The sequence below is a fragment of the Streptomyces sp. NBC_01006 genome, assembly GCF_045162725.1.
In the GTDB taxonomy this organism is placed as follows: domain Bacteria; phylum Actinomycetota; class Actinomycetes; order Streptomycetales; family Streptomycetaceae; genus Streptomyces.
Genome location: NZ_CP108700.1, coordinates 3,183,733 through 3,210,014, shown reverse-complemented (window position 1 = coordinate 3,210,014; position 26,282 = coordinate 3,183,733). Strand labels below are relative to the sequence as shown.

General features: G+C 73.4%; 21 protein-coding genes, 3 tRNA genes and 1 pseudogene. 14 read left to right on the top strand and 11 right to left on the bottom strand.

From position 1 onward, the window contains the following. Positions 1-2: 2 nt before the first annotated feature. Complete coding sequence (locus OG509_RS14530) at positions 3-677, top strand: class F sortase (protein ID WP_406183005.1); 675 nt, start codon at positions 3-5, stop codon at positions 675-677. 58 nt (positions 678-735) lie between these two features. On the opposite strand, the gene OG509_RS14525 is transcribed toward OG509_RS14530, so the two are convergent. Beyond that, positions 736-809 (bottom strand) — tRNA-Lys (locus OG509_RS14525). A gap of 249 nt (positions 810-1,058) precedes the next feature. Between OG509_RS14525 and OG509_RS14520 the strand changes: the two genes are divergently transcribed. The 5 genes from OG509_RS14520 to OG509_RS14500 all read left to right on the top strand — a co-directional run bounded on the left by OG509_RS14520 (position 1,059) and on the right by OG509_RS14500 (position 7,334). Next, the gene (locus tag OG509_RS14520) at positions 1,059-2,465 is read left to right on the top strand and encodes a peptidoglycan-binding protein (protein WP_406187575.1); all 1,407 of its coding nucleotides are present in this window, start codon (positions 1,059-1,061) and stop codon (positions 2,463-2,465) included. 11 nt (positions 2,466-2,476) lie between these two features. Continuing rightward, the gene (locus OG509_RS14515; RefSeq protein ID WP_406183003.1) at positions 2,477-4,681 is read left to right on the top strand and encodes an SPFH domain-containing protein; all 2,205 of its coding nucleotides are present in this window, start codon (positions 2,477-2,479) and stop codon (positions 4,679-4,681) included. Between the two features lie 174 nt (positions 4,682-4,855). Next, positions 4,856-5,476 (top strand): lytic polysaccharide monooxygenase, encoded by a 621-nt coding sequence (locus OG509_RS14510; protein ID WP_406183001.1) that lies wholly within the window; start codon positions 4,856-4,858, stop codon positions 5,474-5,476. 26 nt (positions 5,477-5,502) lie between these two features. Next, positions 5,503-7,188 carry an AMP-binding protein gene (locus OG509_RS14505; protein WP_406183000.1) on the top strand — a complete coding sequence of 562 codons (1,686 nt, stop codon included), beginning with the start codon at positions 5,503-5,505 and terminating at the stop codon, positions 7,186-7,188. 72 nt (positions 7,189-7,260) lie between these two features. Further along, positions 7,261-7,334, top strand: a tRNA-Lys gene (locus OG509_RS14500). A 74-nt stretch (positions 7,335-7,408) separates the two neighbouring features. Here the strand turns inward: OG509_RS14500 and OG509_RS14495 are convergent. Then, positions 7,409-8,167 carry an IclR family transcriptional regulator gene (locus OG509_RS14495; protein ID WP_030297926.1) on the bottom strand — a complete coding sequence of 253 codons (759 nt, stop codon included), beginning with the start codon at positions 8,165-8,167 and terminating at the stop codon, positions 7,409-7,411. Positions 8,168-8,397: 230 nt separating this feature from the next. Here OG509_RS14495 and OG509_RS14490 point away from each other — a divergent pair, with 230 nt between their 5' ends. The 4 genes from OG509_RS14490 to OG509_RS14475 all read left to right on the top strand — a co-directional run bounded on the left by OG509_RS14490 (position 8,398) and on the right by OG509_RS14475 (position 12,746). Next, complete coding sequence (locus tag OG509_RS14490) at positions 8,398-9,558, top strand: LLM class flavin-dependent oxidoreductase (protein WP_406182998.1); 1,161 nt, start codon at positions 8,398-8,400, stop codon at positions 9,556-9,558. Between the two features lie 254 nt (positions 9,559-9,812). Beyond that, complete coding sequence (locus OG509_RS14485; RefSeq protein WP_406182997.1) at positions 9,813-11,510, top strand: glycosyl hydrolase family 18 protein; 1,698 nt, start codon at positions 9,813-9,815, stop codon at positions 11,508-11,510. Between the two features lie 167 nt (positions 11,511-11,677). Next, the gene (locus OG509_RS14480; RefSeq protein WP_406182996.1) at positions 11,678-12,526 is read left to right on the top strand and encodes a helix-turn-helix domain-containing protein; all 849 of its coding nucleotides are present in this window, start codon (positions 11,678-11,680) and stop codon (positions 12,524-12,526) included. Then, on the top strand, positions 12,486-12,746 hold the full coding sequence (locus OG509_RS14475; RefSeq protein WP_406182995.1) for a DUF397 domain-containing protein: 261 nt from the start codon (positions 12,486-12,488) through the stop codon (positions 12,744-12,746). The genes OG509_RS14480 and OG509_RS14475 overlap by 41 nt, the downstream gene beginning before the upstream one ends. A gap of 96 nt (positions 12,747-12,842) precedes the next feature. On the opposite strand, the gene OG509_RS14470 is transcribed toward OG509_RS14475, so the two are convergent. Further along, positions 12,843-14,588 carry a putative bifunctional diguanylate cyclase/phosphodiesterase gene (locus OG509_RS14470; RefSeq protein WP_406182994.1) on the bottom strand — a complete coding sequence of 582 codons (1,746 nt, stop codon included), beginning with the start codon at positions 14,586-14,588 and terminating at the stop codon, positions 12,843-12,845. A 430-nt stretch (positions 14,589-15,018) separates the two neighbouring features. Between OG509_RS14470 and OG509_RS14465 the strand changes: the two genes are divergently transcribed. Further along, entirely contained in the window at positions 15,019-16,254 is a 1,236-nt protein-coding gene (locus tag OG509_RS14465; RefSeq protein ID WP_406182992.1) for a M6 family metalloprotease domain-containing protein, read from the top strand. Between the two features lie 144 nt (positions 16,255-16,398). On the opposite strand, the gene OG509_RS14460 is transcribed toward OG509_RS14465, so the two are convergent. The 7 genes and pseudogenes from OG509_RS14460 to OG509_RS14430 all read right to left on the bottom strand — a co-directional run bounded on the left by OG509_RS14460 (position 16,399) and on the right by OG509_RS14430 (position 22,537). Beyond that, positions 16,399-16,472: transfer RNA gene (locus OG509_RS14460), tRNA-Lys, on the bottom strand. After that, positions 16,463-17,042, bottom strand: a pseudogene (locus OG509_RS14455) (hypothetical protein). Before OG509_RS14455 ends, OG509_RS14460 begins: the two are co-directional and overlap by 10 nt. A 144-nt stretch (positions 17,043-17,186) precedes the next feature. Continuing rightward, the gene (locus OG509_RS14450; protein WP_406182991.1) at positions 17,187-17,537 is read right to left on the bottom strand and encodes a hypothetical protein; all 351 of its coding nucleotides are present in this window, start codon (positions 17,535-17,537) and stop codon (positions 17,187-17,189) included. A gap of 150 nt (positions 17,538-17,687) precedes the next feature. Beyond that, positions 17,688-19,034 (bottom strand): AAA domain-containing protein, encoded by a 1,347-nt coding sequence (locus tag OG509_RS14445; protein WP_406182990.1) that lies wholly within the window; start codon positions 19,032-19,034, stop codon positions 17,688-17,690. Beyond that, positions 19,031-20,596 carry a hypothetical protein gene (locus tag OG509_RS14440; RefSeq protein WP_406182989.1) on the bottom strand — a complete coding sequence of 522 codons (1,566 nt, stop codon included), beginning with the start codon at positions 20,594-20,596 and terminating at the stop codon, positions 19,031-19,033. Before OG509_RS14440 ends, OG509_RS14445 begins: the two co-directional genes overlap by 4 nt. Next, entirely contained in the window at positions 20,584-21,741 is a 1,158-nt protein-coding gene (locus OG509_RS14435; protein ID WP_406182987.1) for a hypothetical protein, read from the bottom strand. The genes OG509_RS14440 and OG509_RS14435 overlap by 13 nt, the downstream gene beginning before the upstream one ends. Beyond that, the gene (locus tag OG509_RS14430; protein ID WP_406182985.1) at positions 21,680-22,537 is read right to left on the bottom strand and encodes a phosphatase PAP2 family protein; all 858 of its coding nucleotides are present in this window, start codon (positions 22,535-22,537) and stop codon (positions 21,680-21,682) included. Before OG509_RS14430 ends, OG509_RS14435 begins: the two co-directional genes overlap by 62 nt. A gap of 117 nt (positions 22,538-22,654) precedes the next feature. Between OG509_RS14430 and OG509_RS14425 the strand changes: the two genes are divergently transcribed. Then, entirely contained in the window at positions 22,655-23,251 is a 597-nt protein-coding gene (locus OG509_RS14425; protein ID WP_030866362.1) for a histidine phosphatase family protein, read from the top strand. A 45-nt stretch (positions 23,252-23,296) separates the two neighbouring features. On the opposite strand, the gene OG509_RS14420 is transcribed toward OG509_RS14425, so the two are convergent. Beyond that, positions 23,297-24,592, bottom strand: coding sequence for a tetratricopeptide repeat protein (locus OG509_RS14420; protein ID WP_406182983.1), 1,296 nt, complete (start codon positions 24,590-24,592; stop codon positions 23,297-23,299). Between the two features lie 276 nt (positions 24,593-24,868). Between OG509_RS14420 and OG509_RS14415 the strand changes: the two genes are divergently transcribed. Both OG509_RS14415 and OG509_RS14410 read left to right on the top strand, forming a co-directional pair. Beyond that, entirely contained in the window at positions 24,869-25,309 is a 441-nt protein-coding gene (locus OG509_RS14415) for a hypothetical protein (RefSeq protein WP_406182982.1), read from the top strand. Positions 25,310-25,326: 17 nt separating this feature from the next. After that, positions 25,327-26,232, top strand: coding sequence for a spermidine synthase (locus OG509_RS14410; protein WP_406182981.1), 906 nt, complete (start codon positions 25,327-25,329; stop codon positions 26,230-26,232). The last annotated feature ends 50 nt before the right edge of the window (positions 26,233-26,282 follow it).

Genomic DNA, 26,282 nt, shown 5'->3' with positions numbered 1-26,282 from the left:
CGGTGACGGGCTCGGGGGAGCCGAGGTCCTCCGGCGGCGGGCGGCTGCTGACCTTCGCCGCGTGGTCCGTGCTGGTGCTCGGCCTGTGGCTGTGGGGCCGGGAGATCACCGGCGTCCCGCCGAGCCCGTCGTCCGCACCGGCCGGCGGCTCTGCGCTCCCGGTCCCGGGGCTGCCCGCGGCGCACACCCCGCTGGCGGCTTCCCTCCCCGCGCGGGTCGACGTACCGTCGATGGGCATCCAGGCACCGGTGGTCTCCCGGGGCCTCGACGCCCAGGGCGCGATCGAGCCGCCGCCGTACGACCGTCCCGGCACGGTCGGCTGGTGGGGCGGCGGGGCCAAGCCCGGCGAGGCCGGGGCCGCGCTGCTGGTCGGGCACGTGGACACGGCGTCGAAGCCGGCGGTGTTCTACGGCCTGAGCACGGCGCGGCCGGGGGACACGGTGCGGGTGGTCCGGGCGGACGGTTCGGTCGCCGAGTTCACGATCGAGGAGGTACGGGTCTACGAGCGGGCGCGCTTCGACGCGCACCGGGCGTACGGCCCGCGGATCAAGGGCCGGGCGGAGCTGCGCCTGGTGACCTGCGGGGGCACGTACGACAAGGCGGCCAAGGAGTACACGGCGAACGTGGTCGTGTCGGCCTACCTGACGGGAGGGGTCCGGCCCGGCGCGCCGGCGTGAGAGCACATGACGAAGAAGCCCCCCGCAGCTTTCGCTGCGGGGGGCTTCTTCTCGTCTGTGCGCCGCCAGGGACTCGAACCCCGGACCCGCTGATTAAGAGTCAGCTGCTCTAACCAACTGAGCTAGCGGCGCCTGCTGACAGAGAAAACTCTACCCCACCTCCAGTGGTGCTCGTGACCAGCCGCGCCCACCTTGTCCGATTAACCCATGTTTGAGGGGTTTATCGTGCACGATATGTCTGGGCTGAGCCGAATCTGATGCCCCGACAGATGTGGGGCCCGCCTGACCAGCGACGAGCAGGGGAGTGGACGGAACCGCATGACGATCCAGCCGCCGATGCATGTGCAGATGCCTGCGCCGATGGAGCCGGCAGCGATGCCGATGCCGGTGCCCGCTTTCGAGGAGTACGAGCCCGCAGGCGACTGCGTCTGCCTGGGCTGCGCGCAGCGCCGCCGTGCCCTCGCCCGCGCGCGGGCCATACCGCTCCGGGACGGCGGCCACCCGGCCGCGCGCGGCGCCCGCCGGGCGCTGGTGCTCGCCACCGCGGCGGGCGTGGTCCTCGGCGGTGGCGGCTCGGCGGCCCTGGCTGCGGCCACCCCGGTCCCCGGCCCGGGGCCGGTCTCCATCGACACCCCGGGCTCCCCGCAGGGCGGCCGGTCCCCGCTGCACGGACGCCCGGCCCCGGCGAAGCCGGCGGGCGCGCCGGGTGCGCCGTCGGCCCTCAAGCGGACCGACCGGACGTCGATCATCACGCGGGCGAAGCTGTGGCTGGACGCGAAGGTCCCGTACAGCATGTCCACGTACTGGTCGGACGGCTACCGGCAGGACTGCTCCGGCTACGTCTCGATGGCCTGGAACCTTGGTACGAACGAGTGGACCGGCAGTCTCGACAAATTCGCCACCAAGATCACGAAGGAGGAGCTGCTGCCGGGGGACATGCTGCTCTTCCACAACCCCTCGGACCCGACCAACGGCTCGCACGTGGTGCTCTTCGGGGGGTGGGTCGACGAGACGCGCACGCACTACGTCGCGTACGAGCAGACCCGCCCGAACACGCGCACGGGGGCCACGCCGTACGGCTACTGGAACAACGCGACGAAGTACGTCCCGTACCGGTTCAACGGGGTGACGGGCGGCCTCGCCGAGGACCCGGCGGCGACCGACCCGAAGCCGGCGGTCCCGACGGTCTTCCCCGGCGCCACGCAGTTCGGTCCGGGCGCGAACAACGAGTACGTCGCCCAGCTGGCCCGGATGCTGATCGAGCGGGGCGGGCGGCGCTTCTACCCGAAGGGCGCGAGCGCGGCGTGGAGCGACGCCGACCGGTTGGCCACGCAGGCCTTCCAGAGCGCGCAGGGCTGGACGGGCACGGACGCCGACGGCATCCCGGGCGCGCACACCTGGCAACTGCTGGTCGAGCGCAAGGGCAAGGACATCCGCCCCACGGTGGAAGGCGCCCCGGGCTCGCCCCCCAGACCGGGCACCGTCCCCAAGCCGGGCGCTGCCGGGACGCCCGGCAGTCCGGCCGGGGTGCCGGGCATCCCGGCCCGGGTGCCCGGCTATCCGGGGCTGTCGGTGTTCCGCCCCGGGTCCTCGAACCCGCTGATCACCGCCCTTGGCCGCCAGCTGGTGAAGAAGGGCTTCGGCAAGAACTACACGTCCGGCCCGGGGCCCCGCTGGAGCGAGGCCGACCGTCGCAGTGTCGAGGCCTTCCAGCGCGCCCAGGGCTGGCGCGGAGCCGCGGCCGACGGCTACCCGGGCCCGGAAACCTGGCGCCGGCTGTTCGCATGACGGAGGCAACGATGTACCCCACGCGCACCACCTCGACGACGGGCACCTTCCGTGTACCGCCCGCGCCCCCGCAGGCCCCGGCGGTACGAGTCACGGGCGACGCCCCGGCCCTCCGCCCGCACACGGCCCGGCCCGAGCCGGAGCCGGTCGCTGCCGCGGCGGTGATCCCGGCCCCGCACGCGGCTCAGCCCGGGCAGGGGGCCGACCTCCGGCCCGAGGCCGGGTCCGAGGCCGGGTTTCCGTACGGGACCCGGAGCGGGTCGGTCCCGCAGCCTCCGGCCGAGGTTCGGCACACGACCCGGTCCGGTTCGGAGTGCGAGGCTCCCGTCGGGGCCGCCGCCCCGGCGGCGAGCGGGGTTCGGGCCTGTTCCGAGTCCGAGCTTCAGGCGGACCGGGTTCCCGGTCCGGAGGGCGCAGTTCCGGGCGTGGCCGCCGCCGACACGGCAGCCCCGGCCTGGGTTGCCGGGGTCCCCGTCAGGATGGTGGCCGGGCCGATCGGGGTTGCCCTCCCGCACGGGCGGCCGGCCGCGGACAGCGCCGTGAGCGAGGTCCCGGCGGCCCGGATCCGGGTCGAGCCCGAGCCGGTGCACGCGCTGGCCGGGGCCGGCGACCGCGCCGAGTACGGCCAGGAGCCCGATCCGCCGGTCTCCGTACCGGGCCCGGCTGCGCACCCGGGGGTGTCCACCCTGCGCCTGCGGAGCTTCGACGGCCCGGCCGAACCTCCGCCCCCGCACGCCCAGCTCTGGCCCCCGGCCGGCCCCGAGGCGCAGCCGCTGCCGGGCCACCCCGCGCACGCCCGGGTCCTGCCGCCCGGCGGGCCCGAGGCGGGGCCCGGGGCTGACGGTTCCGCGCCCACGCAGGGCGCGCCGTGGCCGCTCGCCGTCCCGCAGGGCGAAGCCCGGACCGGGCCCCGGACGCTCGGTCAGGTCTGGCCGGCCGCCGGTTCCGAGCCGGGGGCGGATCGTCCCGCGCAGCGGTACGGCGAGCCCTGGCCGCCCGCTGCCCCGGAGGCCGGATCCGGGGCCGAGTCCGCGGCGTCGGACGCCCCTGACGTTCCGCAGCCCCACGCCGCGGTGCCCGGGCCTGCCGTGGGGGACATCGTCGCGCGGGCCGTGGCGCGGGGGATGGCGGAGGGGGACACGGAGGATCTGCCGCGGGTCGGAGCCGCGCGCGGGGCCGCCGCCACCGAGGTGCCCGTGCACCTGCCGTTCCCCGCGGAGTCCCGCCCGGTCGGGGCCCCGGCCCCGGCGCCCGCCCGCGAACCGGCCCCCGCCGCGCGCCCCCGAGCGGCGCGGCCCGCGCCCGGGCGGCGGGTGCCGCGCGGGGACGAGCGGCTGCGGGAGCACCGCGGGCCCGTACTGCCCGGCTGGGTCGGCGTCGGCGTCGGTGGGCTCGCCCTCACCGGATGCCTGGCGGTGCTCTGGCGGGCCGGGGCCGTCCCCGCCGCCTTCGTGGCGGCCTTCGGCGCGACCCCCCGCGCCTACCAGGGGCTCCGCGCCACGCACTGGCCCCCGCTCGCCTTCCTCGGCATCGTCGCGCTGCTCGCGATCGGCGGACTGGGCCGCGCCAAGGCCGGCCACGCCTGGGTGCTCACCCTCTTCGGCCGCTACCGCGGAACGGTCCGCCGTACCGGCCTCACCTGGGTCAGCCCCCTCCTGCTGCGCCGCCGCGTCGACGTCCGGCTGCGGCACTGGCGCAGCGAGCCCATGCCCGCCGTGGACTCCGGCGGCCTGGCCCTGCGGGTCGTCGTCCAGGTCGTCTGGCAGGTCAAGGACACGGCCCGGGCCACCCTCGCCGTCGAGGACCACACCGAGTACCTCGCCGAGCAGGTCGAATCGGCCATGGCCCGGGTCCTGTCCCAGCTGCCCGCCGACGCCTTCCACGAGGACGCCCCGACGCTGCGCGACTCCGAGGCCGTCGGCGACGCGCTGACGCGGATGCTGGCGACCGAGACCGAGGCGGTCGGGATCGAGGTGTACTCGGCCCAGCCGACCCGGATCGAGTACGCCCCCGAGGTCGCCGAGGCCATGCGCCGGCGCCGGGTCGCGGCGATCGACGCCAAGCACCGGGACACGGTGCTGAGCTCGGTCGTGGACGCGGTCGACGACACCGTCCACCGGCTGACCTCGCGCGGGCTCGTCGAGCTCGACGACTACGAGCGCAAGGCCCTAGTGAAGGACCTCACCGTCGCCTTCTACACGGGGCGTCCCGAGTAACGGTCCAGCGGTCGCAGCTGACGAAGAACGGGTGGCCGGAATCTGCCGGACCACCCGTTCTCCCATTGGTCTGGACATGGCCAACTCCCGTCAATAGCCTGGTACTTGGTCTAGACCTTAAATCCCGCGTATGCGCACGCTCTCATCGGACTCCCCCCACGTTCAAGGAGCATCATGCGTCCCATCCGCATGCCCGTTCACCTGCCCAGACGAGCCGGCGCCGCCACGGTCGGCCTCGGCGTCATCGCCGGCCTGGCGCTGCTCGCCGCCCCCACCGCGAGCAGCCACGGCTACACGGACACCCCCATCAGCCGCCAGAAGCTCTGCGCCAACAAGACCGTGTCCGACTGCGGCCCGATCCAGTGGGAGCCGCAGAGCGTCGAGGGCTACAAGGGCTTCCCCGCCGCCGGTCCGGCCGACGGCCAGATATGTTCCGGCGGGCACAGCGAGTTCGCGCAGCTCGACGACCCGCGCGGCGGCACCTGGCCCACCACCAAGGTGACCAGCGGGCAGAGCTACGGCTTCCGGTGGCAGTTCACCGCCAACCACTCCACCACCGACTTCAAGTACTACGTCACCAAGAACGGCTGGGACCCCACCAAGCCGCTGACCCGCGCCTCCCTCGAATCCCAGCCCTTCCTCACCGTCGCCTACAACGGCGCCCGGCCCGACATGACCACGGTCCACCAGGGCGCCATGCCGAGCGGCAAGACGGGCCGGCACATGATCCTGGCCGTCTGGACGGTCAACGACACCGCCATGGCCTTCTACTCCTGCTCCGACGTTCAGTTCTGACGAGACGTCAGCTACCCTCCGGCGGCATGCGGACGACACCCGGAACAGTCGCGGAGCTCATAGCGCGCCAATGGGGCGACCACCGGCCGGGGCTGATGTACGGCGGCAGCACGCACACCGCCGTCCTCAGCCGCCACCGGACCGCCCAGGAGGCCGCCGCGCGCGCCGCGCTGCTCGTCGACCTCCTGCCGCTGGACCAGGGCGCCGAACCGCACATCGGGGTCCTGCTCGACAACACCCCCGAGTTCCCGTTCTGGCTCGGCGCGGCGGCCCTCGCCGGGGCCGCCGTCGCCGGGATCAACCCCACCCGGCGCGGTCCCGAGCTGGCGCGCGACATCCTGCACACCGACTGCCGGATCCTGGTCACCGAGCGCGCCCACCTGCCGCTGCTTCGCGGGCTAGACCTGCCCGGCGTACGGATCCTCGTGACCGACTCCGAGGAGTACGCCGCCCTGCTCGCCCCGTACGCGGCCGCGAAGCCGGGCGAGGCGGTGCTCGCCGACCCCGCCCCCGGCTCCCGCTTCCTCCTCTACTTCACCTCCGGCTCCACCGGCGCCCCCAAGGCCGCCCTCTGCAGCCAGGGCCGGCTGGCCGCCGCCGCGGACTCGCTGGTCCGCCAGTTCTCGATCACCGCCGACGACGTCCACTACGTCTGCATGCCGCTCTTCCACGGCAACGCGGTCATCGCCGACTGGCTGCCCGCCCTCGCCGGGGGCGCGGCCGTGGCGCTGCGCCCCCGCTTCTCCGCCTCCGCGTTCCTGGCCGACGTCCGCGCGTACGGGGCGACGTACTTCACCTACGTCGGCCGGGCCGTCCAGTACCTGCTGGCCACCGAGCCCCGCCCCGACGACCGCGACCACCACCTGCGCCTCGGCTTCGGCACCGAGGCCGGCGCCGTGGACGCGGCCCGCTTCGCCGAGCGGTTCGGGGTCCGGCTGGTGGAGGGGTACGGGGCAACCGAGGGCGGGGCCTCCGTACAGCGCACCGCGGACACCCCGCCGGGCGCCCTGGGCCGGGCCGGTGCCGGGGACGACCTGGCGGTGATCGATCCGCAGACGGGTACGGAGTGCCCGCCGGCCGTCCTGGACGGGCGGGGCCGCCTCCTCAACGGCTCCGAGGCGATCGGCGAGCTGGTCAACCGCGGCCGGAGCCTGTTCGAGGGCTACTGGCGCAACCCCGAGGCGCAGGCCGCGCGGACCCGCGACGGCTGGTACTGGACGGGAGACCTCTTCTTCCGCGACGCGGACGGCTTCCTCTACTTCGCGGGCCGTACGGACGACCGGCTGCGGGTCGACAGCGAGAACCTCGCCGCGGCGGTGATCGAGAACATCCTGGCGCGCTGGTCCCCGGCGGCCGCGGTCGCCGTGTACGCGGTGCCGGACGAGGTGGCCGGCGACCAGGTGATGGCGGCGGTCGCCCTGGAGGAGGGGGAGCGGTTCTCGCCGGAGGCCTTCTCCGCGTTCCTGGCCGCCCAGCCGGACCTGGGCACGAAGATGTCCCCGCGCTACGTCCGGATCGTGGAGTCCATGCCGACGACGGCGACCAACAAGATCCACCGGGCCGCCCTGCGCCGCTCCGGCTTCCGCTGCCCGGACCCGGTCTGGTGGTCCCCGCCGGGCGGCTCCGGCTACCGCCTCCTGGCTCCGGAGGACCTCGCAGGGCTGCTGGCGGCGTACGCGGCGCACGGCCGGGGCGAGCTCCTGGAGCGCTGATCGGAGATCGGCGGCGCCCCCGGGTATTGGTTTTGAGCACCCCTGAGGACCAGGTAGTATTTTCTCTGTCAGGCGCCGCTAGCTCAGTTGGTTAGAGCAGCTGACTCTTAATCAGCGGGTCCGGGGTTCGAGTCCCTGGCGGCGCACCTGTACTTCGGGCGGTTTCCGGTTCACCGGGAACCGCCCGAAGTGTTTTCCGGGCTTCCCCACCCACCACGCCTCAGAGCGTGAGCGACAGCAGCAGGGGAGCGGCCTTCCGGTTCAGCGCGTCCGCCGCGGCCCGCAGCCGGTGCGCGTGCTCGACCGGCATCGACAGGGCCAGACAGCCCACCGAGGCCCCGGCCGTGATCGGTACCGCGGCGCAGACGGTGCCCACCGCGTACTCCTGGAGATCCAGCACCGGAACCGTGGCCGGCTGGGCGTCCAGCTTGGAGAAGAGGATCCGCTCGTTCACGATCGTCTTCGACGTGAGCCGGGCGATCTTGTGCCGCGAGAGGTGGTCACGCCGCCCGTTCTGGTCGAGCTGCGTCAGCAGGCACTTGCCGACCGCGCTGGCGTGTGCCGCGGAGCGGAAGTCCACCCACTCGTGCACCTTCGGGGTGCGCGGGCTGTCCGCGAACTGCGTGATCTTCACTTCGCCGTCCACGTACCGGCTGATGTAGACGGCCGCGCCCACCGAATCCCGGAGCCGGTCCAGGGTGTCCTGGAGCTTGTTCTGGAGCGCCTGCTGCCGGTCTATGCCGGAGCCGAGCAGCACCAGCGAGTCGCCTATGGCGTAGGCGCCGTCCGCCACCTGGAGTACGTACCCCTCGCGGCGCAGCATGAGGAGCATGGGGGCGAGATGGACCGCGGGCAGGCCGGTCTCACGCGCGATCTGTACATCGGTCACACCGCCGGTGTGGCGGGCGATCGTTTCGAGTACGCGCAGGGCGTACTGCACCGAGTGGAACGGCGCGGTCGGCTCGGGCTTCAGCGCCACGGTTTTCCCCCTAGCAGGTTGTTACCGCTTGCCCTACCACGATAGCCATCAAGAGGCCCGCGTGGAGCGCCTGTTGATGAGATTGATGGCTCGAACACGTCCCTCTGCCTCCGTCTACCCCATTGGCATATGCCAAGGTCAAGCCCGTTGCCGGAGTGCGCCGGGAATGCCCGCGCCCCGCCGATGGTTCGAGTTCTTCGTACGGACGGCGAAGCGAGGCGGGAGCGACTATGAGTGACACCGGGGACGCGGGTCGGGGTGCGGACCGGGGCGGCCGCGAAGATCGCGCAGACCGCGGAGGCCGCGGTCGCCGCGAGGATCCGATCCGGGGCACGATACGCGGCCACGCGCCGGTCCCGCTCTCGGTGCTCGACCTCGTCACCGTCGGCAGCGGCAGCACCGCCTACGACTCCCTGCGTACGAGCGTCGACATCGCGCGCCTCGCCGAGTCCCGCGGCTACCACCGCCACTGGGTCGCCGAGCACCATTCCATGCCCGGGGTGGCCAGCTCCTCCCCGGCGGTGATCCTGGCCCACCTCGCCGCCCACACCTCCCGCATCCGGCTCGGCTCGGGCGGGGTCATGCTGCCCAACCACGCGCCGCTCGCCGTCGCGGAGCAGTTCGGCACCCTGGAGGCGCTCGCCCCGGGCCGGATCGACCTCGGGCTCGGCCGCGCGCCCGGCACCGACGGCCGCACGGCCGCCGCCCTGCGCGGAAGCGGCCGCCTCGACGAGGCCGCCGAGGAGTTCCCCCGGCAGCTCGTGGAGCTCACCCGCTTCCTCGACGACGACTTCCCCGACGGGCACCCCTACGCCCGCGTCCACGCGGTGCCGGGTCCCGTGCAGGGCCCCGCCGGGCGGCCGCCGCTGTGGCTGCTCGGCTCCTCCGGGTTCAGCGCCCGCCTCGCCGCCGAGCTCGGCCTGCCCTTCGCGTACGCCCACCACTTCTCGGCGGCCGGCACCCTGCCCGCGCTGGACCTCTACCGCCAGACCTTCCGCCCCTCGGCCGTACTGGACGCCCCGTACGCCGTGATCGGGGTCTCGGCGCTCGCCGCCGACACCGACGAGCAGGCCCGCGCCCAAGTCCTCACGGGCGCGCTGTCGATGCTGCGGCTGCGCAGCGGGCGGCCCGGGCTGATCCCGACGCCCGAGGAGGCGGCGGCGTACGGTTTCTCCCCGCTGGAGCGGGAGTTCGTGGACGGCTGGCTCGCGAACGTCGTCCACGGCACGCCCGACGAGGTCCGCTCCGGGCTCGACGACCTGGCCAAGCGGACGGGCGCCGACGAGCTGATGCTGACCGCCAACGCCCACAGCGGGGCGGCCCGGTTGCGCTCCTACGAGCTCGTCGCAGATGTATACGGGATGCCGGTGGAGGCTCCGCGAGCTGACTGACCGCACGGAGCACGGTTCGGCTGGTTTGTTGCCGCAACCTTGCGCGGAGATGGCCATAAGGCAGTCTTAAACCGCTCGTCACCCGGGGTGGCGGGCGGTTTTTCGTGTGCGCGCAGGGCTCTGACGAGGGGATTTACCCGGCGAGTGGTCTAGTCCTTCTTTGGTCCAAACCATTGACTCGGACCTCGGGAGATCGCTATCACTTCTCCCACCCGAACCTCTTGCTTCCCCCTCCCACCCCCCGGAGGCAGTTCATGCACATCCGTAAACCCCTCATCGCGGCCGCCGCCACGGCCGCGCTCGCAGCCGGAGCGCTGGCGGGCTTCGCGGGGCTCGGCACCGCACAGGCCGCAGACTCCGCCACCGTCGCGGGCGGCGGCAACGTCAAGATCGCTTACTACGACCAGTGGAGCGTGTACGGGAGCGCCTTCTACCCCAAGCACCTCGACACCCGCGGCATAGCGGGCAAGCTGGACGTCATCAACTACTCGTTCGGCAACATCCACCCGACGAACCTGACCTGTTTCGAGGCGAACAAGGCGGCGGGCGACGACAACAACGCGAGCGCCGGTGACGGCGCGGGCGACTCGTACGCCGACTACCAGAAGTCCTTCAGCGCGGCGGACAGCGTCAGCGGCGTCGCCGACAAGTGGGACCAGCCGATCGTCGGCGTCTTCAACCAGTTCAAGCAGCTCAAGGCCAAGTACCCGAACCTGAAGATCAATATTTCGATCGGCGGCTGGACGTACTCGAAGTACTTCAGCGACGCGGCGAAGACCGACGCCTCCCGCAAGAAGCTGGTCTCCTCCTGCATCGACCAGTACATCAAGGGCAACCTGCCGGTCGACGGCGGCTACGGCGGTCCGGGCACGGCGGCCGGCATCTTCGACGGCATCGACATCGACTGGGAGTACCCCGGCTCCGCGGGCGGCCACCTGGGCAACCACTACGCCCCCGAGGACAAGCAGAACTTCACGCTCCTGCTCAAGGAGTTCCGCGAGCAGCTCGACGCCTACGGCGCGGCCAACGGCGGCAAGAAGTACCTGCTGACCGCGGCCCTCCCGGCCGGCCAGGACAAGATCAAGTACATCGAGACGGACAAGATCGGTTCGTACCTCGACTACGCGAACATCATGACGTACGACATGCACGGCGCCTGGGACGGCGACGGCCCGACGTACCACCAGTCCCCGCTGTACTCCCCGGCCGGCGACCCGACGGACCCGATCGCCCCGGGCACCGAGAAGTACAGCATCGACAACGCGATCGACTCCTGGATCGACGGCAAGCCGGCCTACGGCATCGCCGGCGGCTTCCCGGCCAACAAGCTGACGCTGGGCTACGAGTTCTACTACCGCGGCTGGAAGGGCGTCCCCGCCGGGGCGAACAACGGCCTCGCGCAGTCCGCGACCGGCCCCTCCGGCGCCCGGCCCACCAGCCAGCAGGCCGGCATCGCCAACTACAAGGAGCTCGGCGGGATCGTCGACAACCCGGCGACCACCTTCTGGGACGACGAGGCCAAGGCCTCGTACTTCTACAAGGACGGCGAGTTCTTCACCGGCCTGAACCAGAAGGCGATCCAGGCCCGGGTCGACTACGGCAAGCAGCGCGGCCTGGCCGGCGCGATGATGTACTCCCTGCTCGGCCTGGACGCCAACACCACGCTGCTGAACCAGATCTCGGACTCCCTCGGCGGCACCACGCAGCCCCCGACGACCCCGCCCACCACGCCTCCGACGACCCCGCCGACCACCCCGCCCACGACGCCGCCGACCACCCCGCCGACCACGGGCTGCGGCTCGACCCCGGCGTACGTCGCGGGGACCGTCTACACCGGCGGCAACGAGGTGTCCTACAACGGCCGCAAGTACAAGGCCCAGTGGTGGACGCAGAACGAGACCCCGGGCACCACGGGTGAGTGGGGTGTCTGGAAGGACCTCGGCGCCTGCTGATCTCCCCCCACCCCGCGCCGAGCGACACCCCGCCCCGCACCCGTGTCCCGGGTGCGGGGCGGAGGTGTGTCACATGGTTACCGGATTCCGAACATCGCAGCGTGTCGGCATCGCTACGCTCGGCCACAGGTGAATCCGACCCGCGTCTTCATGGGGGTGACCGTTCCATGGTCCTGGCCCGCGAGCTCGACCCCAGCGCCTCGCCGCTGGACTACTACGGCTACGAACTGCGCCGGCTGCGCGAGCACGCCGGGCTGAAACAGACGCAGTTGGGCGACATCATCTACTGCACCGGCTCGCTGATCGGCCAGGTGGAGTGCACGACGCGGGTCCCGACCCGGGACTTCTCGGAACGGGTGGACGCGGCGCTGGGTACGGACGGGACGTTCTCCCGCCTGGTGGGGCTGGTCCTGCGGAGCGTGCTCCCGACTTGGTTCCAGCCGTACGCGGAGATGGAGGCCCGGGCAACGTACATCTCCACGTTCCAGTGCCAGTTGGTCTACGGGCTTCTCCAGACGGAGGCCTACGCGCGAGCGGTGCTGGGCGTCGAGAACCCGGACACGCTGGACACCGCCGTGGCAGCCCGCATGGATCGGCAGCGCATACTGGCCCGCGAGAACCCGCCGATTCTGTGGGTGGTCCTGGACGAAGCCGCTCTCCACCGGGAGATCGGAGGCCGAGAGGTCATGCGAAACCAACTCGCCCACCTGTTGAGCCTCCAGGGCCAGCAGTGGCTGGAGATCCAGGTGCTGCCGTTCGGTGTCGGCCAGCACGCGGGAATGATGGGCTCGTTCAACCTTCTGCGGTTCGACGACGACCCGGATATCCACTACTGCGAGAGTTACGACTCCGGCCATATGACGGCCAACCCGCAAGTGATCAAAGAGCGTTCGGTCGGCTACGCTCGACTGCAAGCCGAGGCCCTCTCCCCCCGGGCGTCGGCAGAGCTGATCGCTCGCGTGATGGAGGAACGCTATGGGAAGCATCCAGAATCTGACGGGCGCGCTGTGGCGTAAGTCGTCCTACAGCGGCTCCAGTGGCGGCGACTGCGTCGAGTGCGCTCCCCTCGGCCCCGCCGCCTGGCGCAAGGCCTCGTACAGCGGTAACACCGGCGGCGACTGCGTCGAAGTCGCTGCCCAGCCCTGCCTGGTTGCCGTTCGGGACTCGAAGAACCCCGAGGGCCCCGCCTTCACCGTCGCCACGGAGGCGTTCGCCACCTTCGTGCGCAGCCTCTAGGGGTCCGGGCGGAGCCCGGGAGACGGAGAAAGGGCGGGGCGGGGAGAAAGCTCCGCGCAGCGGCCCCGGACCCCGCCCCGGCACGGCACGGCACGGCTACGCCCCGGGGCGGGTGCCGATCATCTCGGCGATCAGCTCCGGGGCCACCGCGCGCGAGTACAGCCAGCCCTGGCCCGTGTCGCAGCCGACGCGGCGCAGCCGGGCCGCCTGGCCGGCGGTCTCCACGCACTCGGCCGTCACGGTCAGCCCGAGCCGGTGCGCGAGCTGCACCAGGGCCTCGACGATGGTCTCGTCGGCCGGGTTCGGGTGGGTGCCCTCCTCGTACCGGAAGCCCCGTACGAAGGAGCCGTCCAGCTTCAGCACGGACACCGGCAGCCGGCTCAGGTAGGCCAGGTTCGAGTACCCGGTGCCGAAGTCGTCGATGGCGATCCGCACCCCCATGTCGCTCAGCGCCTGGAGGGCCTGGAGCGGGCGGCCCGCGGAGCCCATCACCGCCGATTCGGTCAGCTCCAGCTGGAGCAGCTGCGGGGCCAGTCCGGTCTCGGCCAGGATCCCCGCGACGTCGCCGACGAGGTCGGAGTCCCACACCTGGCGGACCGCCACGTTGACGGAGACGAAGACCGGGGAGTCGCTGGGTCGTTCGATCTGCCAGCGCCGCGCCTGCCGGCAGGCGGTCCTCAGCACCCACCGGCCCAACTGGACGATGGAGCCGTCCTCTTCGGCGATTCCGATGAACCGATTCGGCGTCAGCAGTCCGAACTGCGGGTGGTTCCAGCGGACCAGTGCCTCCACCCCGCGCACCGCCCCGCTCTCCAGGTCGACGAGCGGCTGGTACTCCAGAGCGAACTCGCCCCGCTCCACGGCCGGCCGCAGGGTCGAGGTCAGCGCCTGGCGGGTCATGCGGTGTGCGTTGCGCTCCGGGTCGAACAGCGTCCAGCGGGCCTTGCCGTCCGCCTTCGCCCAGTACAGGGTCGTGTCGGCGGCCTGCATCAGCCCGGTCGCCGAGGTCCCGTCCGCGGCCCGCTCCACCACGCCGATCGACGCCGAGACCGACAGCCGCTGCCCGGCCAGGTCGAACGGCTCCTGTACGGCGGCCAGTACGCTCCGGGCCAGGTCGGCGAGCTGCTCGGTGCCGGTGGAGTCCTCGACCAGCAGGGCGAACTCGTCGCCGCCCAGGCGCGCCACCAGGTGCCCGCCGGTGCGTCCGTACCCGGACTGGTCGGCGCACTGCGTCAGCCGGGCCGCGACGGCGGTCAGCAGCCGGTCGCCGACCCGGTGGCCCAGGGTGTCGTTGACGGCCTTGAACCCGTCGAGGTCGAGGTAGCACAGGCCGATCCGGCCCGTGCCGCCCTGCTCGTACGAGGAGGCCTCCAGGGCGGCGGAGAGCCGCTCGAAGAACAGCGCCCGGTTGGGCAGCCGGGTCACCGGATCGTGCATCTGGAGGTGGCGCAGCCGGGCCTGGAGGTCGCGGCGGTCGCTGATGTCGGCGACGGACAGCAGCACGTCCCGGGTGCCGGGCACGGGGCCGAGGGTGACCTCGGTCCACAGCGAGTGCCCGTCGGGATGTTTGAGGCGGCGGGTGCAGCGCAGTCTGGCCTGCCGGCCGCGGAGGACCTCCTGGTACGCCTGCCAGGTGCGGGCCTCGGCGCCCAGGTCGACGAGGTCGGCCGCGTTCTGTTCGAGGAGCGCGTGCGGCTCGGTCCCGAGGAGCCCGGCCAGCGCGTCGTTGGCGGCGACGACGTGGCCGGCGCGGTCGACGACGGCCATCGCGAGGTGGGCCGCGTTGAAGGCGGCCCGGTAATCGCGCAGCTCGGACGCGGTGAAGGTCGGCGTCGGCGGCATGGCCGGCACTGCTTGGTGACGCTCCGTAATGGCCGATCGGATGCTATCGGCCGCCGAACCGGTTCCCTCTGAGGTTCCGCTCACCGTTGGCTCCCGCATTGCTCGTGAGTGTCCGTGCAGGAAAGTGTGCCGATCATAGAGGCACCGTACGGCCCTATCCAGCGGTGTCGCCGTGCGGGGCGCGGGACTTCGGCGTGCTGACGGCCCGCCGGCCGCACCCCGGGCGATCGTTTCTGCACGGCTCTGAGCAGCGAAAGCTCCTAGATGATCTCCCGTGATCGCTCGTGACGTTCTGTAGGCGTGTGGGTGAACCCGCCGGGTCACCGAGTTGCCGTAGTGCTCACTCGTGTGGGGCAGCGGAACAGGGCATTAGTAAGACAATCGCCTCAGGGTGGGACGAGATGGTACGAATCCACCACCGGAGGTCGATGTGCCGCGACAGCAGACACCCGGGGGAGTGGAACGCTCCCGCATCAGAAGCACGGCGGCCGCGCTCACCTCCCTGACGGCACTCGCCGCCATGTCGCTCGTCGCCGGTCCCGCGGTCGCCGATCCGGGGGCCGGGCCGTGCGCCCTCGCCCGCACCTCGGCGCACCACTCCCTGGGCCTGGACACCTGGAACCGCTCCTACCCCAAGCCGGAGCGCACCCTCCACGCGGTCATGGTCTTCCTCTCCTTCCCCGACCACCGGACCACCCTCACGACCGGGCAGCTGACCGGCGACTACTTCCCCGCCACCAGCGACTTCTTCGAACGGGCCTCGTACGGGAGGTTCCGTCTGGAACCGCACCCGCAGGAGCGGTGGATCCAGATGCCCAAGCCGTCGACGGCGTACGGGATACAGCGTGACTGGGCGGCCCAGGACCGGGCGGCGTACCTGCGGGACGCGGTCGCGGCCGCCGACCGGGAGGTGGACTTCTCGCAGTACGACGTCGTGTACTTCGTCGCCGACCCGGACGCGCCAGGAGTGGACTCGGACGCCACCAAGGTCGTCAACTTCGACCGGCCGATCCGGGCGGACGGAACGGACCTGCGGCGGATCGTGACCGTCTTCGAGCGGCACCCGCCGGACCGCAACGTCCTCGCGCACGAGACCGGGCACGTCTTCGACCTGCCCGACCTCTACCACCGGCCGACCGACGGCAAGGGCGACTGGGACACGTACGTCGGCGACTGGGACGTCATGGGCAGCCAGTTCGGGATGGCGCCGGACCTGTTCGCCTGGCACAAGTGGAAGCTCGGCTGGCTGTCCTCCTCCCAGGTGGACTGCGTGCAGTCCGGCTCCTCGCTGCACACCCTGCTGCCGCTGGCCCAGGCCCCGGCCCCCGGCGCCACGGGCGGGACCCGGCTCGCGGTGATCCGTACGGGCCCCGGCAGCGCGATCGCGGTCGAGGCGCGGGGCTCCGCCGGCAACGACGGGGACACCTGTACGGAGGGGGTCCTGGTCTACCGGGTGCGCAACGAGGCGGCGTCGGGCGGCGGGCCGATCGAGGTGCTCGACGGGCATCCGGACTCGGAGGCCTGCTGGGACCGCTCGGTGTACCCGCCGCTGGCGGACGCCCCGCTGGAGGTGGGGGAGTCGTTCACGGTGCCGGGGGAGCGGATCAGGATCGAGGTGGCGGACCGGACCCCGTCGGGCGCGTACACGGTCAAGATCACGACCTAGCGCTTCGGTACGACTCGGTACGACTCGGTACGACTCGGTACGACTCGGTACGACTCGGTACGACTCGGTACGACTCGGTACGACTCGGTACGACTCGGTACGACGAAGAAGGCCCCCACTCGCGTGGGGGCCTTCTTCCGTCTGTGCGCCGCCAGGGACTCGAACCCCGGACCCGCTGATTAAGAGTCAGCTGCTCTAACCAACTGAGCTAGCGGCGCTTGCTGACGAGGAAGACATTAGCAGGGAGATGGCCGGAAGGAAAAATCGATATCCGCAGCTCGGGCGGCGCGGAGGTACGCCCACAGGAGTGCCTCGGGTCCGGGCAGCCAGGGGGTGCGGGTGTCGGGGGCGACGACCCAGCGGGACGGGCCGGGGGTGGCGTCGAGCGGCGGCACGGTGACGGCGTCGCCGTGGCCGTGGCACAGCGGCGCGGGCACGCAGCTGCCCCACTCCTCCCAGGCGAGCAGCGCGGGGAGGCGGTGCGCGGTCCCGGTGGAGGTGAACAGCAGCATCCGCCCGCGGTGCACGGCCACGGGCCCGGAGCCGGGGCCCTCGGCCCAGAGCAGGTCGAGCATGCGGCGGCCGAGGACGAGCGGGACGTTGACGACGTCGAAGGCGGTCCCGCAGGGCAGCACGGCGGGGGCGGTGGCCCGGGCCTCCCACCGCGCGAGGGTGCTGTGCGGGTGCGCGGACGCGGAGGCGAGCCAGGCGGCGCCCTGGGGGGTGACGTGGGTGGCGGTACTTGCGTGCGGGGCGGGGCAGGCGGGTGCGGCCGTGAGCGTCGTCATGCGGACCGGTCTACCGGGCGTAGCGAACCGGTTTCCAGGAGTTACGGAAAACCGGGACAGGACGGGGGATGGTGGGCTATGTTGCGCCCCGCATATGCCAGGTGCGACGCCGGAGGGCATGTCCGCCGCACCCGGCGGTCCCGGCTACCGGGAGTCCGGGCCCGCTTCGCGCTGGAGGGATTCGCCGAACTCGATCATCTTGAGCGCGTAGTCCTCGGTCCACTCCGCCTGCGCGGCGATCTCCGCGGGCGGCAGCCGGTCGAACCGCCGCGGATCGGCGAGCTGCGCGGCGGCCAGCGCCTGGAACTCCACCGCCCGCTCCTGCGCCGCCCGGAAGGCGAGCGTCAGCTCGGTGGCGCGGGCCAGCAGCTCCCGCGGGTCCTCGATCGACTCCAGGTCGAAGAAGTGCTCCGGGTCCGTGGCGGCCTCCGAGGGCTCGAAGAGCAGCGGCGCGGGCCGCGGCTTCCGCTCGGTCGTCCGCTCGGGCTCTGCCATGCGTGTCCTCCTGCTGCGCGTTCGGGATCCTTCCGGGCCACCCTCCATTGTCCAACGCCGCGCAAGAGCGCCGCCTTCGGGCCCGTCAGGGCCTCCAGGGGCTGTAGCCCTCGGCCGCCGCTGGCGGCGTGCCGGACTCCGTCCGGCGTCTCATGGCCTCCAGGCGACCCGGTGTTCCGCCAGGTGGGCCAGGACCGAGTGGTTCGCCTCCCAGCCGTCCGGGAATTTCACCGTCACGCCCAACTGGACCGGTTCCGTGGAGGGGTGGTCGTCCAGCAGTTCCGCTATCCCCGCCCGGGCCACGACCACGCAGGCGTGCCGGTGGCGCGAGGCCAGCACGCACAGGCGGCCCGTCTCCAGGTGGAACGCCGTCGCGTCCGGGCGGCCCGACAGCGGGTGCAGCACCACCGTGAGGTCGTACTCCCGCCCCTGGAGCCGGTTCGCGGTGTCCACCGTGACCCCGGTGACGCCGAGGTCCGCCAAGGCGGCGCGGACGGCCGCCGCCTGGTCCCGGTGCGCCGTGCCGACCGCGATCCGGTCGGCGGTCAGCGGGGCCGGGACCTCGGACTGCTCGTCCGCCGTCACCGCCCCCCGGTCCAGCGCCCGGCGGACCACCAGGGCCACCGCCCGTACGGCCTCCGGGTCGGTGCGCGGGGTGTGCCGCGCGGGCAGCTCCAGCAGGCCCCAGCCCGACTCGGCGGCCTCGTCCAGCACCCGGTCCGGGCCCGAGCCGTCGCCCGCGACCCCGTACGACAGCCGCCGCTCGCCCGGGCCCGTACCGCTGCGGAACTGCGTGTACGGGTAGAACGCCCGCGAGACCAGCGGCGCAGCCGACGCCGGGAGCCGCCAGGACACCGGCAGCCGGTGCTGCGGAAGGTGCGGGTTGTGCGCGAGGAGGGTGCTGACGGCGCTCGCCGAAGGGTCGTACGACAGCCCGGCCCACTGCTCGGCGCCGACCACGCTGAACGGGTCCAGCTGCCCCGGGTCGCCCACGAACAGCGCCCGGTCGAACAGCCCGGCCACGGCCAGCAGCGCGTCCGAGCGCATCTGGTACGCCTCGTCGACGATGGCGTGCTCCCAGGGCTCCGCGTCCTTCACGTACGCCCACTTCGCCGCCGTCGAGATGGTGATCGGCAGCTCGGCCAGGTCCCCCGGCTTCGCCGAGAGGGTGACCGAGGGCAGCTCGCGCAGCGCCGGATCGTACGCGTCGCCGTCGCTGCTGTGCAGCCGGCCGACCTTCAGCTCCGGGTCCTTGTCGGCGAGCCGCAGCACCAGGTCGTCGACCTGCGCGTTGGTCTGCGCTACCACCATCAGCCGGCGCCCGGCCGCGGCCAGCTCCCGGGCGGCCCGCACCACCAGTGTGGACTTGCCGGCCCCGGGCGGGGAGTCGACGACCACGCCGCGCGCGCTCCCGTGCAGGGTGTCGCGCAGGATGGCGGCGGTCGCCTCGGCGGCGGCCGTACCCGGATCGAATCCCCGGTCGGATGCGGTGCTCACAGGATGTCCTCATCGGTCACGGCGTCGGGCAGCGGAGCGGCGGTCGCGGATCCCGGCGGGCCGCCGTGCGTCCACGGGGTCCGCTCCGGGTCCGGCAGCTTCGGGCCGCCGCGCGCGTCGTGTTCGAACAGCGTCCAGCAGACCCGGTCGCCCTTCTCCGGCACCGAGCCCGGCTCCGGCTCCCGGCCGCGGCCCATCTTGTCCAGCAGCCGCAGCACGAGCCGCCCGTCCTCCTCGAAGCGGACGAACTGCGCCGCCTGCGGGCGGCCCTCCAGCGAGCGGAACACCTTGCCGCCGCCGCCCTCCGCGAGCTGCGGACGGTCCTCCGTGGCCACCGTCACCAGCGGGCGCGGACTCGGCCGCTTCGACTCCGTCCACTCCATCACGACCTCGGTGACCTCGCCCGCGAAGGCCTCGCCCGACAGCCGCCGGCCCGCCATCACCAGCGGATCGTCCAGCGCCTCCTGGGCGTCGAGCCGCACCTGCTCGGTCTCCCGCGTCGCCAGCTTCTGCGCCGCCGTCACCGCGTCGTCGCGGCGCGGCTGCGGGGGCTCGCCCGCCCGGATCCGGTCCCGGTGCCCGGTGTACGACCAGCGGTCGCGGGTCCAGCGCTCCTCGGCCCGCTCCCCGGCCGGCAGGGCGCGCAGCAGCTCCAGGGACTGCCACACCGCCCGCCAGGTGGGGCGCATCTGCTCGGCGACGAGCTCCCGGACGGCCGCCTCGGCCCGGTCCACCGCCTTCGGGTCGTCCCCGGCGCGCGCCGCGTCGTAGCGGGCCATCGCCGGGGCCAGCAGCTTGTTGTCGAAGGCAGGGTCGGTGGCGGGCCCCGCGGGCGGGACGAACAGCTGCCCGTCCCGGTCGCGGCCCAGTTCGGCCCGGACGGCGGCCTCGGCGCCCGATTCCCCCTCCGGCGGGGCTATCCACGACAGCAGGGCGCCCAGGTGCTGGTCCTCCAGATTGCTCTGGCCGGTGGCCCAGTGCCGCCCGAGCAGCTCCGTCGCCGACAGCAGCATGGAGGCCCCCGGGACCCGGGAGCGCTCGCCGAGGTGCGTGAACCAGCGCCCCAGCAGCGGCACCCGGGTGGGCGCCGGATACGGATTCTCCGGATCCTCCTCGGCCGTCCGCCGGAACCGCATCGACCGCCCGAGCAGCCGTACGTACTCGACGCCGGCCCGGCTCGGCACGATCAGCTGCGGTGCGTCCAGGCAGAGCTCGGCGGCGACCTTGCTCTTCGCGCCGGTGTCCGGGTCGGTCTCGGTCCGCTCCACGTACTCGACGTCGTCCGCGTACCCGTCCACGTACGGCAGGACCACGTCGGCCAGGTCCGCCAGGAAGGCCCAGCGCAGGTCGCGGTCGCGCGGCTGCGGCACCACGAGCAGCCGCGGCTCCCCGGGATCCGTGCCGACCAGCGCGCCGAGCGGGGCCCCGGCCTCGCCCGCGGTCGTCAGGGGTACGAGGACCAGCGGGCGCCCGCTCAGATGCCGGTGCCGTACGGTCGCCAGCGGCCGGGCCCGGCCCGCCCGGACGGCCTCCAGGCGCGCGAGGGTGTTCAGCAGGGACATGCGGCGGCCTCCAGGGCCTCGGCGCGCAGCCGGGCCGCGTGGTGCAGGGAGGCCGCGGTCGGGTCCTCGGGACTGCCGGAGCCGGCGGCGGCCGCGAGGGCCTCCTCGACGGTGGTGAGCGCGCCGAGCTCCCCCCGTACGGAACGGCCCAGCGTGGTCACCGCGTCGGCGGCGCGGGCCCGCTCCCGGCAGTGGAAGGCCAGCTCGCAGGCGGCCAGGCATTCGGGGGCGTACGCGGCGGTGACGGCCGCGACCGCCTCGGTCAGCTCCTCGGCGGACCGCTCCGGGTCGAAGCTGAGCCCCTCGGGCAGGGCGGCGGCCAGCTCCTCGACCCGGGTCAGCCGCTCCAGCTGGCGGCGGGTCACGGCCCGCTCGCGGCGGATGTCGACGGGCGCGGCGGCGGGCAGGTTGGAGAAGTCCTTGGGGCAGACGAGCAGCACGGTGTGCCCGACCACGGCGGAGGCCAGCTTCTCGGCGGTCTTCTCCAGGGCCAGGACGTACACGGCGGCCTGCCGGGCGGCGGCGCCCACCTTCGCGGCGTCGGCCGCCCCGTCGATCATCGGGAACGACTTGATCTCCACGACGGTCCAGCGGCCGTCGGGATGCACCACGACGGCGTCCGGCTCCAGATAGACGGGGGAGCCCGCCACCTCCAGGGCCAGCATCGGGTGGTCCAGCAGGGTCCACGCACCGGCGGCGGCCCCGGAGGCGTCCCCGGCGGCGGTCGCCTCGCGCAGCGCGAGCGCGGTGCGGGCGGCGCGGCCCTCGGGCCCGGCGGCGGTCAGGTCGGGGACGCGGGCGTCCGGGCCGGGGGGCTCGGCGCCGGCGCCGAGGTGCTCGTGCACGAGCCGCAGGAGCTCGGCTCCGCCGTCGCCCTTGACCCTGGCCTCGAAGGAGTTCCCGCGGACGATCGCGAACTGCGACTGGCCGAAGGGGGCGGGTGAGCCGAGGGCGGCGGCCAGGGCGGTCTTGTCCACGCCGGCGCCGTCGAGCAGGGCTCGTCTGCCGCATCCGGGGTTGGCGGCGAGCGCCGCCAGCGCGCGGGCGTCGAGCGGGCGGGGCGGCACGGCGGGGCCGCGCAGGTCAGCGAGCCGCTGCCGCAGTGTCGTCGTCGGGGGCGGGCCGCTGGGCGGGTAGGAGCTCACGGGCGGAAGTGTCCCATCCGCCACTGACAATCGGGGCGGTACCGCGGAAACCGGCTGCACGGGCTCCCGGCCGGGCCGCTCGCACGGACAGCCGGCGCGCGATCGCGTACCCGGCGGCCATCACGGCGGCTCCGGCGGCCGCGTCCAGGAAGTAGTGGTTGGCGGTGCCCATGACCACGAGCGCGGTGACGGCGGGATAGGCGATGCCGAGCCCCCGCAGCAGCGGGTGGCGCCCGTGTCGCCAGAGCAGGACCCCGCACCACAGGGCCCAGCCGACGTGCAGGCTCGGCATGGCCGCGTACTGGTTGGTCAGGCCCCCGAGCCCGCGCGGCGCGCTGGCCTCGGCGCCCCACCAGCCGTACGCGCTGTACTGGGCCATCGTGTCGGTGAACCCCTGGGCGGCGTCCAGCAGCCGGGGCGGGCAGGTGGGCATCAGGGTGAAGCCGACGAGCCCGAGGAGGGTGGAGACGACGAGCCACGTACGGGCGCTGCGGTAGTGCTGCGGCCGGCGCAGGTACAGCCAGACCAGCACGGCCGGGGTGACGAGGTAGTGCAGGGAGGCGTAGACGAAGTCGGCGGGTATCCCGAGCAGCTCCTGCTGCGAGAACAGCCGGTTGAGCGGCCGTTCGAAGTCGAGCCCCAGCAGTTCCTCGGCCCGGAGGATCGAGAGACCGTGGCCGACGGCGAGGTGGACGTCGCCCCGGGCGAGGAGTCTGCCACCGGTGTACGCGCCGTAGACGAGCCCCAGGAGCAGCAGTTCGGCCCACCAGCGGGTGGGCTTCTGCCGATTAGTCATACGTCGTAGGACGCTTGTGCGACGGGGTGGGTTGCCTGGTGTTCATGTGATGGATGATGGATGGACGACGCAATCGCCCAAAGTCGGACGAATCACTACTTACCGGGAGAGTTCCCTATGGCCCCCCGCATCCTCCTGGCCCGGCACGGCCAGACGGCGTGGTCCCAGCTCGGCAAGCACACCGGACGCACCGACGTGCCCATGCTGGAGGAGGGCAGGCGCGGCGCGAAGCTGCTCGGCGAGCGGCTGGCCCGCGCCCCGTGGAACGGCCTGCCCGGTGTGGAGGTCCGCACCAGCCCGCTGGTCCGCGCGAGCGAGAGCTGCGACCTGGCGGGCTTCGGCGCCCAGGCGGATCCGTGGGACGCGCTGATGGAGTGGGACTACGGGGACTACGAGGGCATGACCCCGGCCGAGATCCAGGCGGTCCGCCCGGGCTGGCTGATCTGGCGCGACGGGGTCCCGGGCGGCGAGTCCGTGGCCGACGTCGCGGCCCGGGCCGACGAGGTGGTCGCCTGGGCCCGCTCGGCGGAGCGCGACGTGCTGGTCTTCGCCCACGGGCACATCCTGCGCACCCTGGCCGCCCGCTGGCTCGGCCTGGAGGCCTCCTTCGGCGCCCGCATCCGCCTGGAGCCCACCTCCCTCTCGGTCCTGGGCTGGGCGTACGGTGCCCCCGCCCTGGAGCGCTGGAACGACACGGGCCACCTGGACCTGTAGTCCGAGCCTCCGTCCCCGAAGTCCCTTGCCCGGGTGGCCGGGTGGTCAGACCGTCGCGTGGCGGGTCAGGAAGGCCGCCACCCGGGGGCTGCGCTGGTGCGGGACCAGGACGCGGGCCGTGCCCGAGAGCATGGACCGGATCCGGGTGGACTGCACCTCGGTGAGCAGGTCCAGGACCCGTCCGCCCGCCCAGGCCGCCTCGTCCGGGGCGCCCGCGCGGGCCAGGTCGTCGGCCAGCTCGGCCGTGTAGAGGGCCACGTTCCGGGCGAAGTGCGGATCCTGGAGGTCCGCCGCGCGGCGGGCGTGCCGGGCCGCGCGGGCGTACTCCCCGAGGGCCGCCCAGCACCGCGACTCCAGCGACTCCAGCTCGGCCTCGCCGAAGAAGGACATCCACTCCGGGTCGGCTGCCGCCGTGCCGCGGGAGAACTCCGTGTGCGCCCGGGTCAGCGCCTCCTCGCAGGCCTTGCGGTCGGCCAGTCCCGCCCAGCCGCCCGCCTCGCGCAGCACGAGCAGCGACAGCAGCCGCGGGGAACCGAGGGAGCGGGCGGCGCGGCGGCCCGCCTGGGCCGCCCGTACGGACTCCCGGGGCCGGCCGCAGTCCCGGGCCAGGAAGGCCATGTTGCTGAAGGCGTGCGCCTCCAGGCCCGCGTCCCCCGAGACCCGGGCCGTCGCCAGCGCCTCCGCGTAGTGCGAGCGGGCGTCGTCGAAGCGGCCGGAGTCGTGCGCCAGCCAGCCCACGGAGATGGCCAGTTCACCGGCGCCCGCGTGCAGCCGGTCCTCGGTGGACTGCCGGGAGGCCCCCGCGTCCAGCAGCGCGTAGGCGGTGCGCAGGGGTTCGGCGGCCTTGCGGTACAGGGCGTCGGCCCCGTGCCGGTCGTCCAGCAGCCGGATCTGGCGTACGGCCTCCTCGACCGCGGCCGCCTCGGACTCGCCGGCCCGGGACGGCGGTCGGCGGGTGTCGCCGAGCAGCGTGAAGCCGATCGTGGCGGCCGCCACGGTCGCGGAACCGCCCGCCATGAACGCGCGACGCAGCACGTCGCTCTCCTTGTGGGTGAAAGGGGCGGAGCGCTGCGCGGACCGGCCGCGGACCGCCTCGCGCGGGGAGAAGCCCAGATCGGCCAGAGTCCGGCCGGGGAACATGTGCAGGAAGACCCGCTCGTAGGCGTAGTTGGGGCAGCGGATCTCGCCGGATTCGACCCGCCCGATGTAGCGGGCGTCGCAGGAAACCGTTTCTCCGATCTCCTTCGCGGCCCGGCGCACCATGGCCGCGAACTCGGCCGGGGAGTGCCGGCCGCGCAGCCGCCGGAACGTCTGATTGGGTGAGTGGGGGAACGCCGCCATGGACGTGGCCTCTCTGGCAAGGGACGCACCGCCGGTTCCGCGGGATGGAGCCGGGTCCGGCGCGCATGAACGTACCGCCAGAGGCGGACGGTTGATGCGGTGTTTGGCTACAAAAGGGATATCTCACCCGCGATCTGCCATGAAGTGCCATCCTTTGCAGCGTCTTGCCACCGCACCCGTTGACGTTTTCGCGCGTTGAGCCCGTGCGGGGTGTGAGCTGACTCCCGCACCCGCTCGTACGCGGATCGAGGAGGGGTTCCCTTGGTGGAGGGCGGCATGGAGAACACTGGAATGAACACCGCGCCCGCGTCTTCGGGCGCGACCCCCGTCCCGGCCGCGACCGCCGTGGCGGTCGCACCGGCCGAGGCGCCGGACCTGGTGACCGTGCCGACCCGGCAGGGCCTGGAGGCCGTGGACATCATCCGCCGCGCCGCCGGCCTGCCCGGCGGGGTCGGCCCGGTGCTGCACGACGGCTCCGACGACACCCTCGGCTTCCTCGTCCCGCCCGGCACCGCCGACGCCTGGGACATGCCGGGCAGCGCCTGCACCCAGACCAACGGACGCGGCATGCGCTTCGGCGACGTCTCGCCCACCGCCGGTGACACCGGCTGGCTGCTCCCCCCGGAAGCCGTCGGTCCGGTCACCGACCCGGAGGTGCTGCGCGCCGCGCTCGGCGAGGCCGCCCGGCTGATCGAGGCGGCGGACAACTGCCGCTGACCGGTGACAATGGGGTGGTGGCAGGCAAGGGCAAAGGCAGCAGCGGCGGCGGTAGGCAGCGCGGGCGCGCCGGCGGAAGCGGGAGCGCAGGCTCCGAGGCGGTCGTCGGGCAGGTGGGCGGCGGCACGGCGGAGCTGGCTCCGGACCGGGAGCGCGCGCAGGCCTGGACGCTGCTCATCGACGGAGCCCCGCAGTCGCATGTGGACCTGGGCGATCCGGGGTACCTCGATTTCGCGTACCAGCGCCGGATCGGCCACCTCATCGACCTCGTCGCGCCCGCCCGGCAGCCCCTGAACGTGGTGCACCTGGGTGGGGGCGCCTTCACCCTCGCGCGCTACACGGCCGCCGCCCGGCCCCGCTCGACCCAGCAGGTCGTGGAGATCGACGCAGCTCTGGTGGCCTTCGTACGGGAACACCTGCCGCTGGACCCGCAGGCGCGGGTCCGGGTCCGGGCGGTGGACGCGCGGGCGGGCCTGGCCAAGGTTCCGGACGGCTGGGCCGACCTGGTGATCGCGGACGTGTTCAGCGGCGCGCGCACCCCGGCGCACCTGACGAGCGCCGAGTTCCTGGACGACGTACGGCGGGCCCTCGCGCCGGGCGGGTGGTACGTGGCCAACCTCGCGGACGGTCCCCCGCTCGCGCACCTGAAGGGCCAGATCGCGACGGCCGCGTCGCGCTTCGAGCACCTGGCGCTGGCCGCCGACCCGGTGGTGTGGCGGGGGAAACGGTTCGGCAACGCGGTGCTGGTGGCTGCCGACCGGGAGCTGCCGGTCGGCGAGTTCACCCGCCGGGTCGCGAGCGACCCGCATCCCGGCCGGGTCGAGCACGGCCGGGCCCTCGCCGATTTCGCGGGCGGCGCGGCCCCGGTCGCGGACGCCTCGGCGGTGGCCTCGCCGGAGCCCCCGCCCTCCGTCTTCCGCTGAGCGGCAGCGACCCGTCGCGACACGCCCTCGTACGGATGACCTTGCGCTCC

Coding starts and splice junctions, on each gene's coding strand:
- OG509_RS14420 (WP_406182983.1), bottom strand. CDS start 24,592: ATGGCGGCGTTCCCCCACTCACCCAATCAGACGTTCCGGCGGCTGCGC.
- OG509_RS14485 (WP_406182997.1), top strand. CDS start 9,813: ATGCACATCCGTAAACCCCTCATCGCGGCCGCCGCCACGGCCGCGCTC.
- OG509_RS14425 (WP_030866362.1), top strand. CDS start 22,655: ATGGCCCCCCGCATCCTCCTGGCCCGGCACGGCCAGACGGCGTGGTCC.
- OG509_RS14475 (WP_406182995.1), top strand. CDS start 12,486: ATGGGAAGCATCCAGAATCTGACGGGCGCGCTGTGGCGTAAGTCGTCC.
- OG509_RS14480 (WP_406182996.1), top strand. CDS start 11,678: ATGGTCCTGGCCCGCGAGCTCGACCCCAGCGCCTCGCCGCTGGACTAC.
- OG509_RS14440 (WP_406182989.1), bottom strand. CDS start 20,596: ATGTCCCTGCTGAACACCCTCGCGCGCCTGGAGGCCGTCCGGGCGGGC.
- OG509_RS14415 (WP_406182982.1), top strand. CDS start 24,869: ATGGAGAACACTGGAATGAACACCGCGCCCGCGTCTTCGGGCGCGACC.
- OG509_RS14515 (WP_406183003.1), top strand. CDS start 2,477: ATGTACCCCACGCGCACCACCTCGACGACGGGCACCTTCCGTGTACCG.
- OG509_RS14520 (WP_406187575.1), top strand. CDS start 1,059: ATGCCGGTGCCCGCTTTCGAGGAGTACGAGCCCGCAGGCGACTGCGTC.
- OG509_RS14505 (WP_406183000.1), top strand. CDS start 5,503: ATGCGGACGACACCCGGAACAGTCGCGGAGCTCATAGCGCGCCAATGG.
- OG509_RS14490 (WP_406182998.1), top strand. CDS start 8,398: ATGAGTGACACCGGGGACGCGGGTCGGGGTGCGGACCGGGGCGGCCGC.
- OG509_RS14450 (WP_406182991.1), bottom strand. CDS start 17,537: ATGGCAGAGCCCGAGCGGACGACCGAGCGGAAGCCGCGGCCCGCGCCG.
- OG509_RS14470 (WP_406182994.1), bottom strand. CDS start 14,588: ATGCCGCCGACGCCGACCTTCACCGCGTCCGAGCTGCGCGATTACCGG.
- OG509_RS14430 (WP_406182985.1), bottom strand. CDS start 22,537: ATGACTAATCGGCAGAAGCCCACCCGCTGGTGGGCCGAACTGCTGCTC.
- OG509_RS14510 (WP_406183001.1), top strand. CDS start 4,856: ATGCGTCCCATCCGCATGCCCGTTCACCTGCCCAGACGAGCCGGCGCC.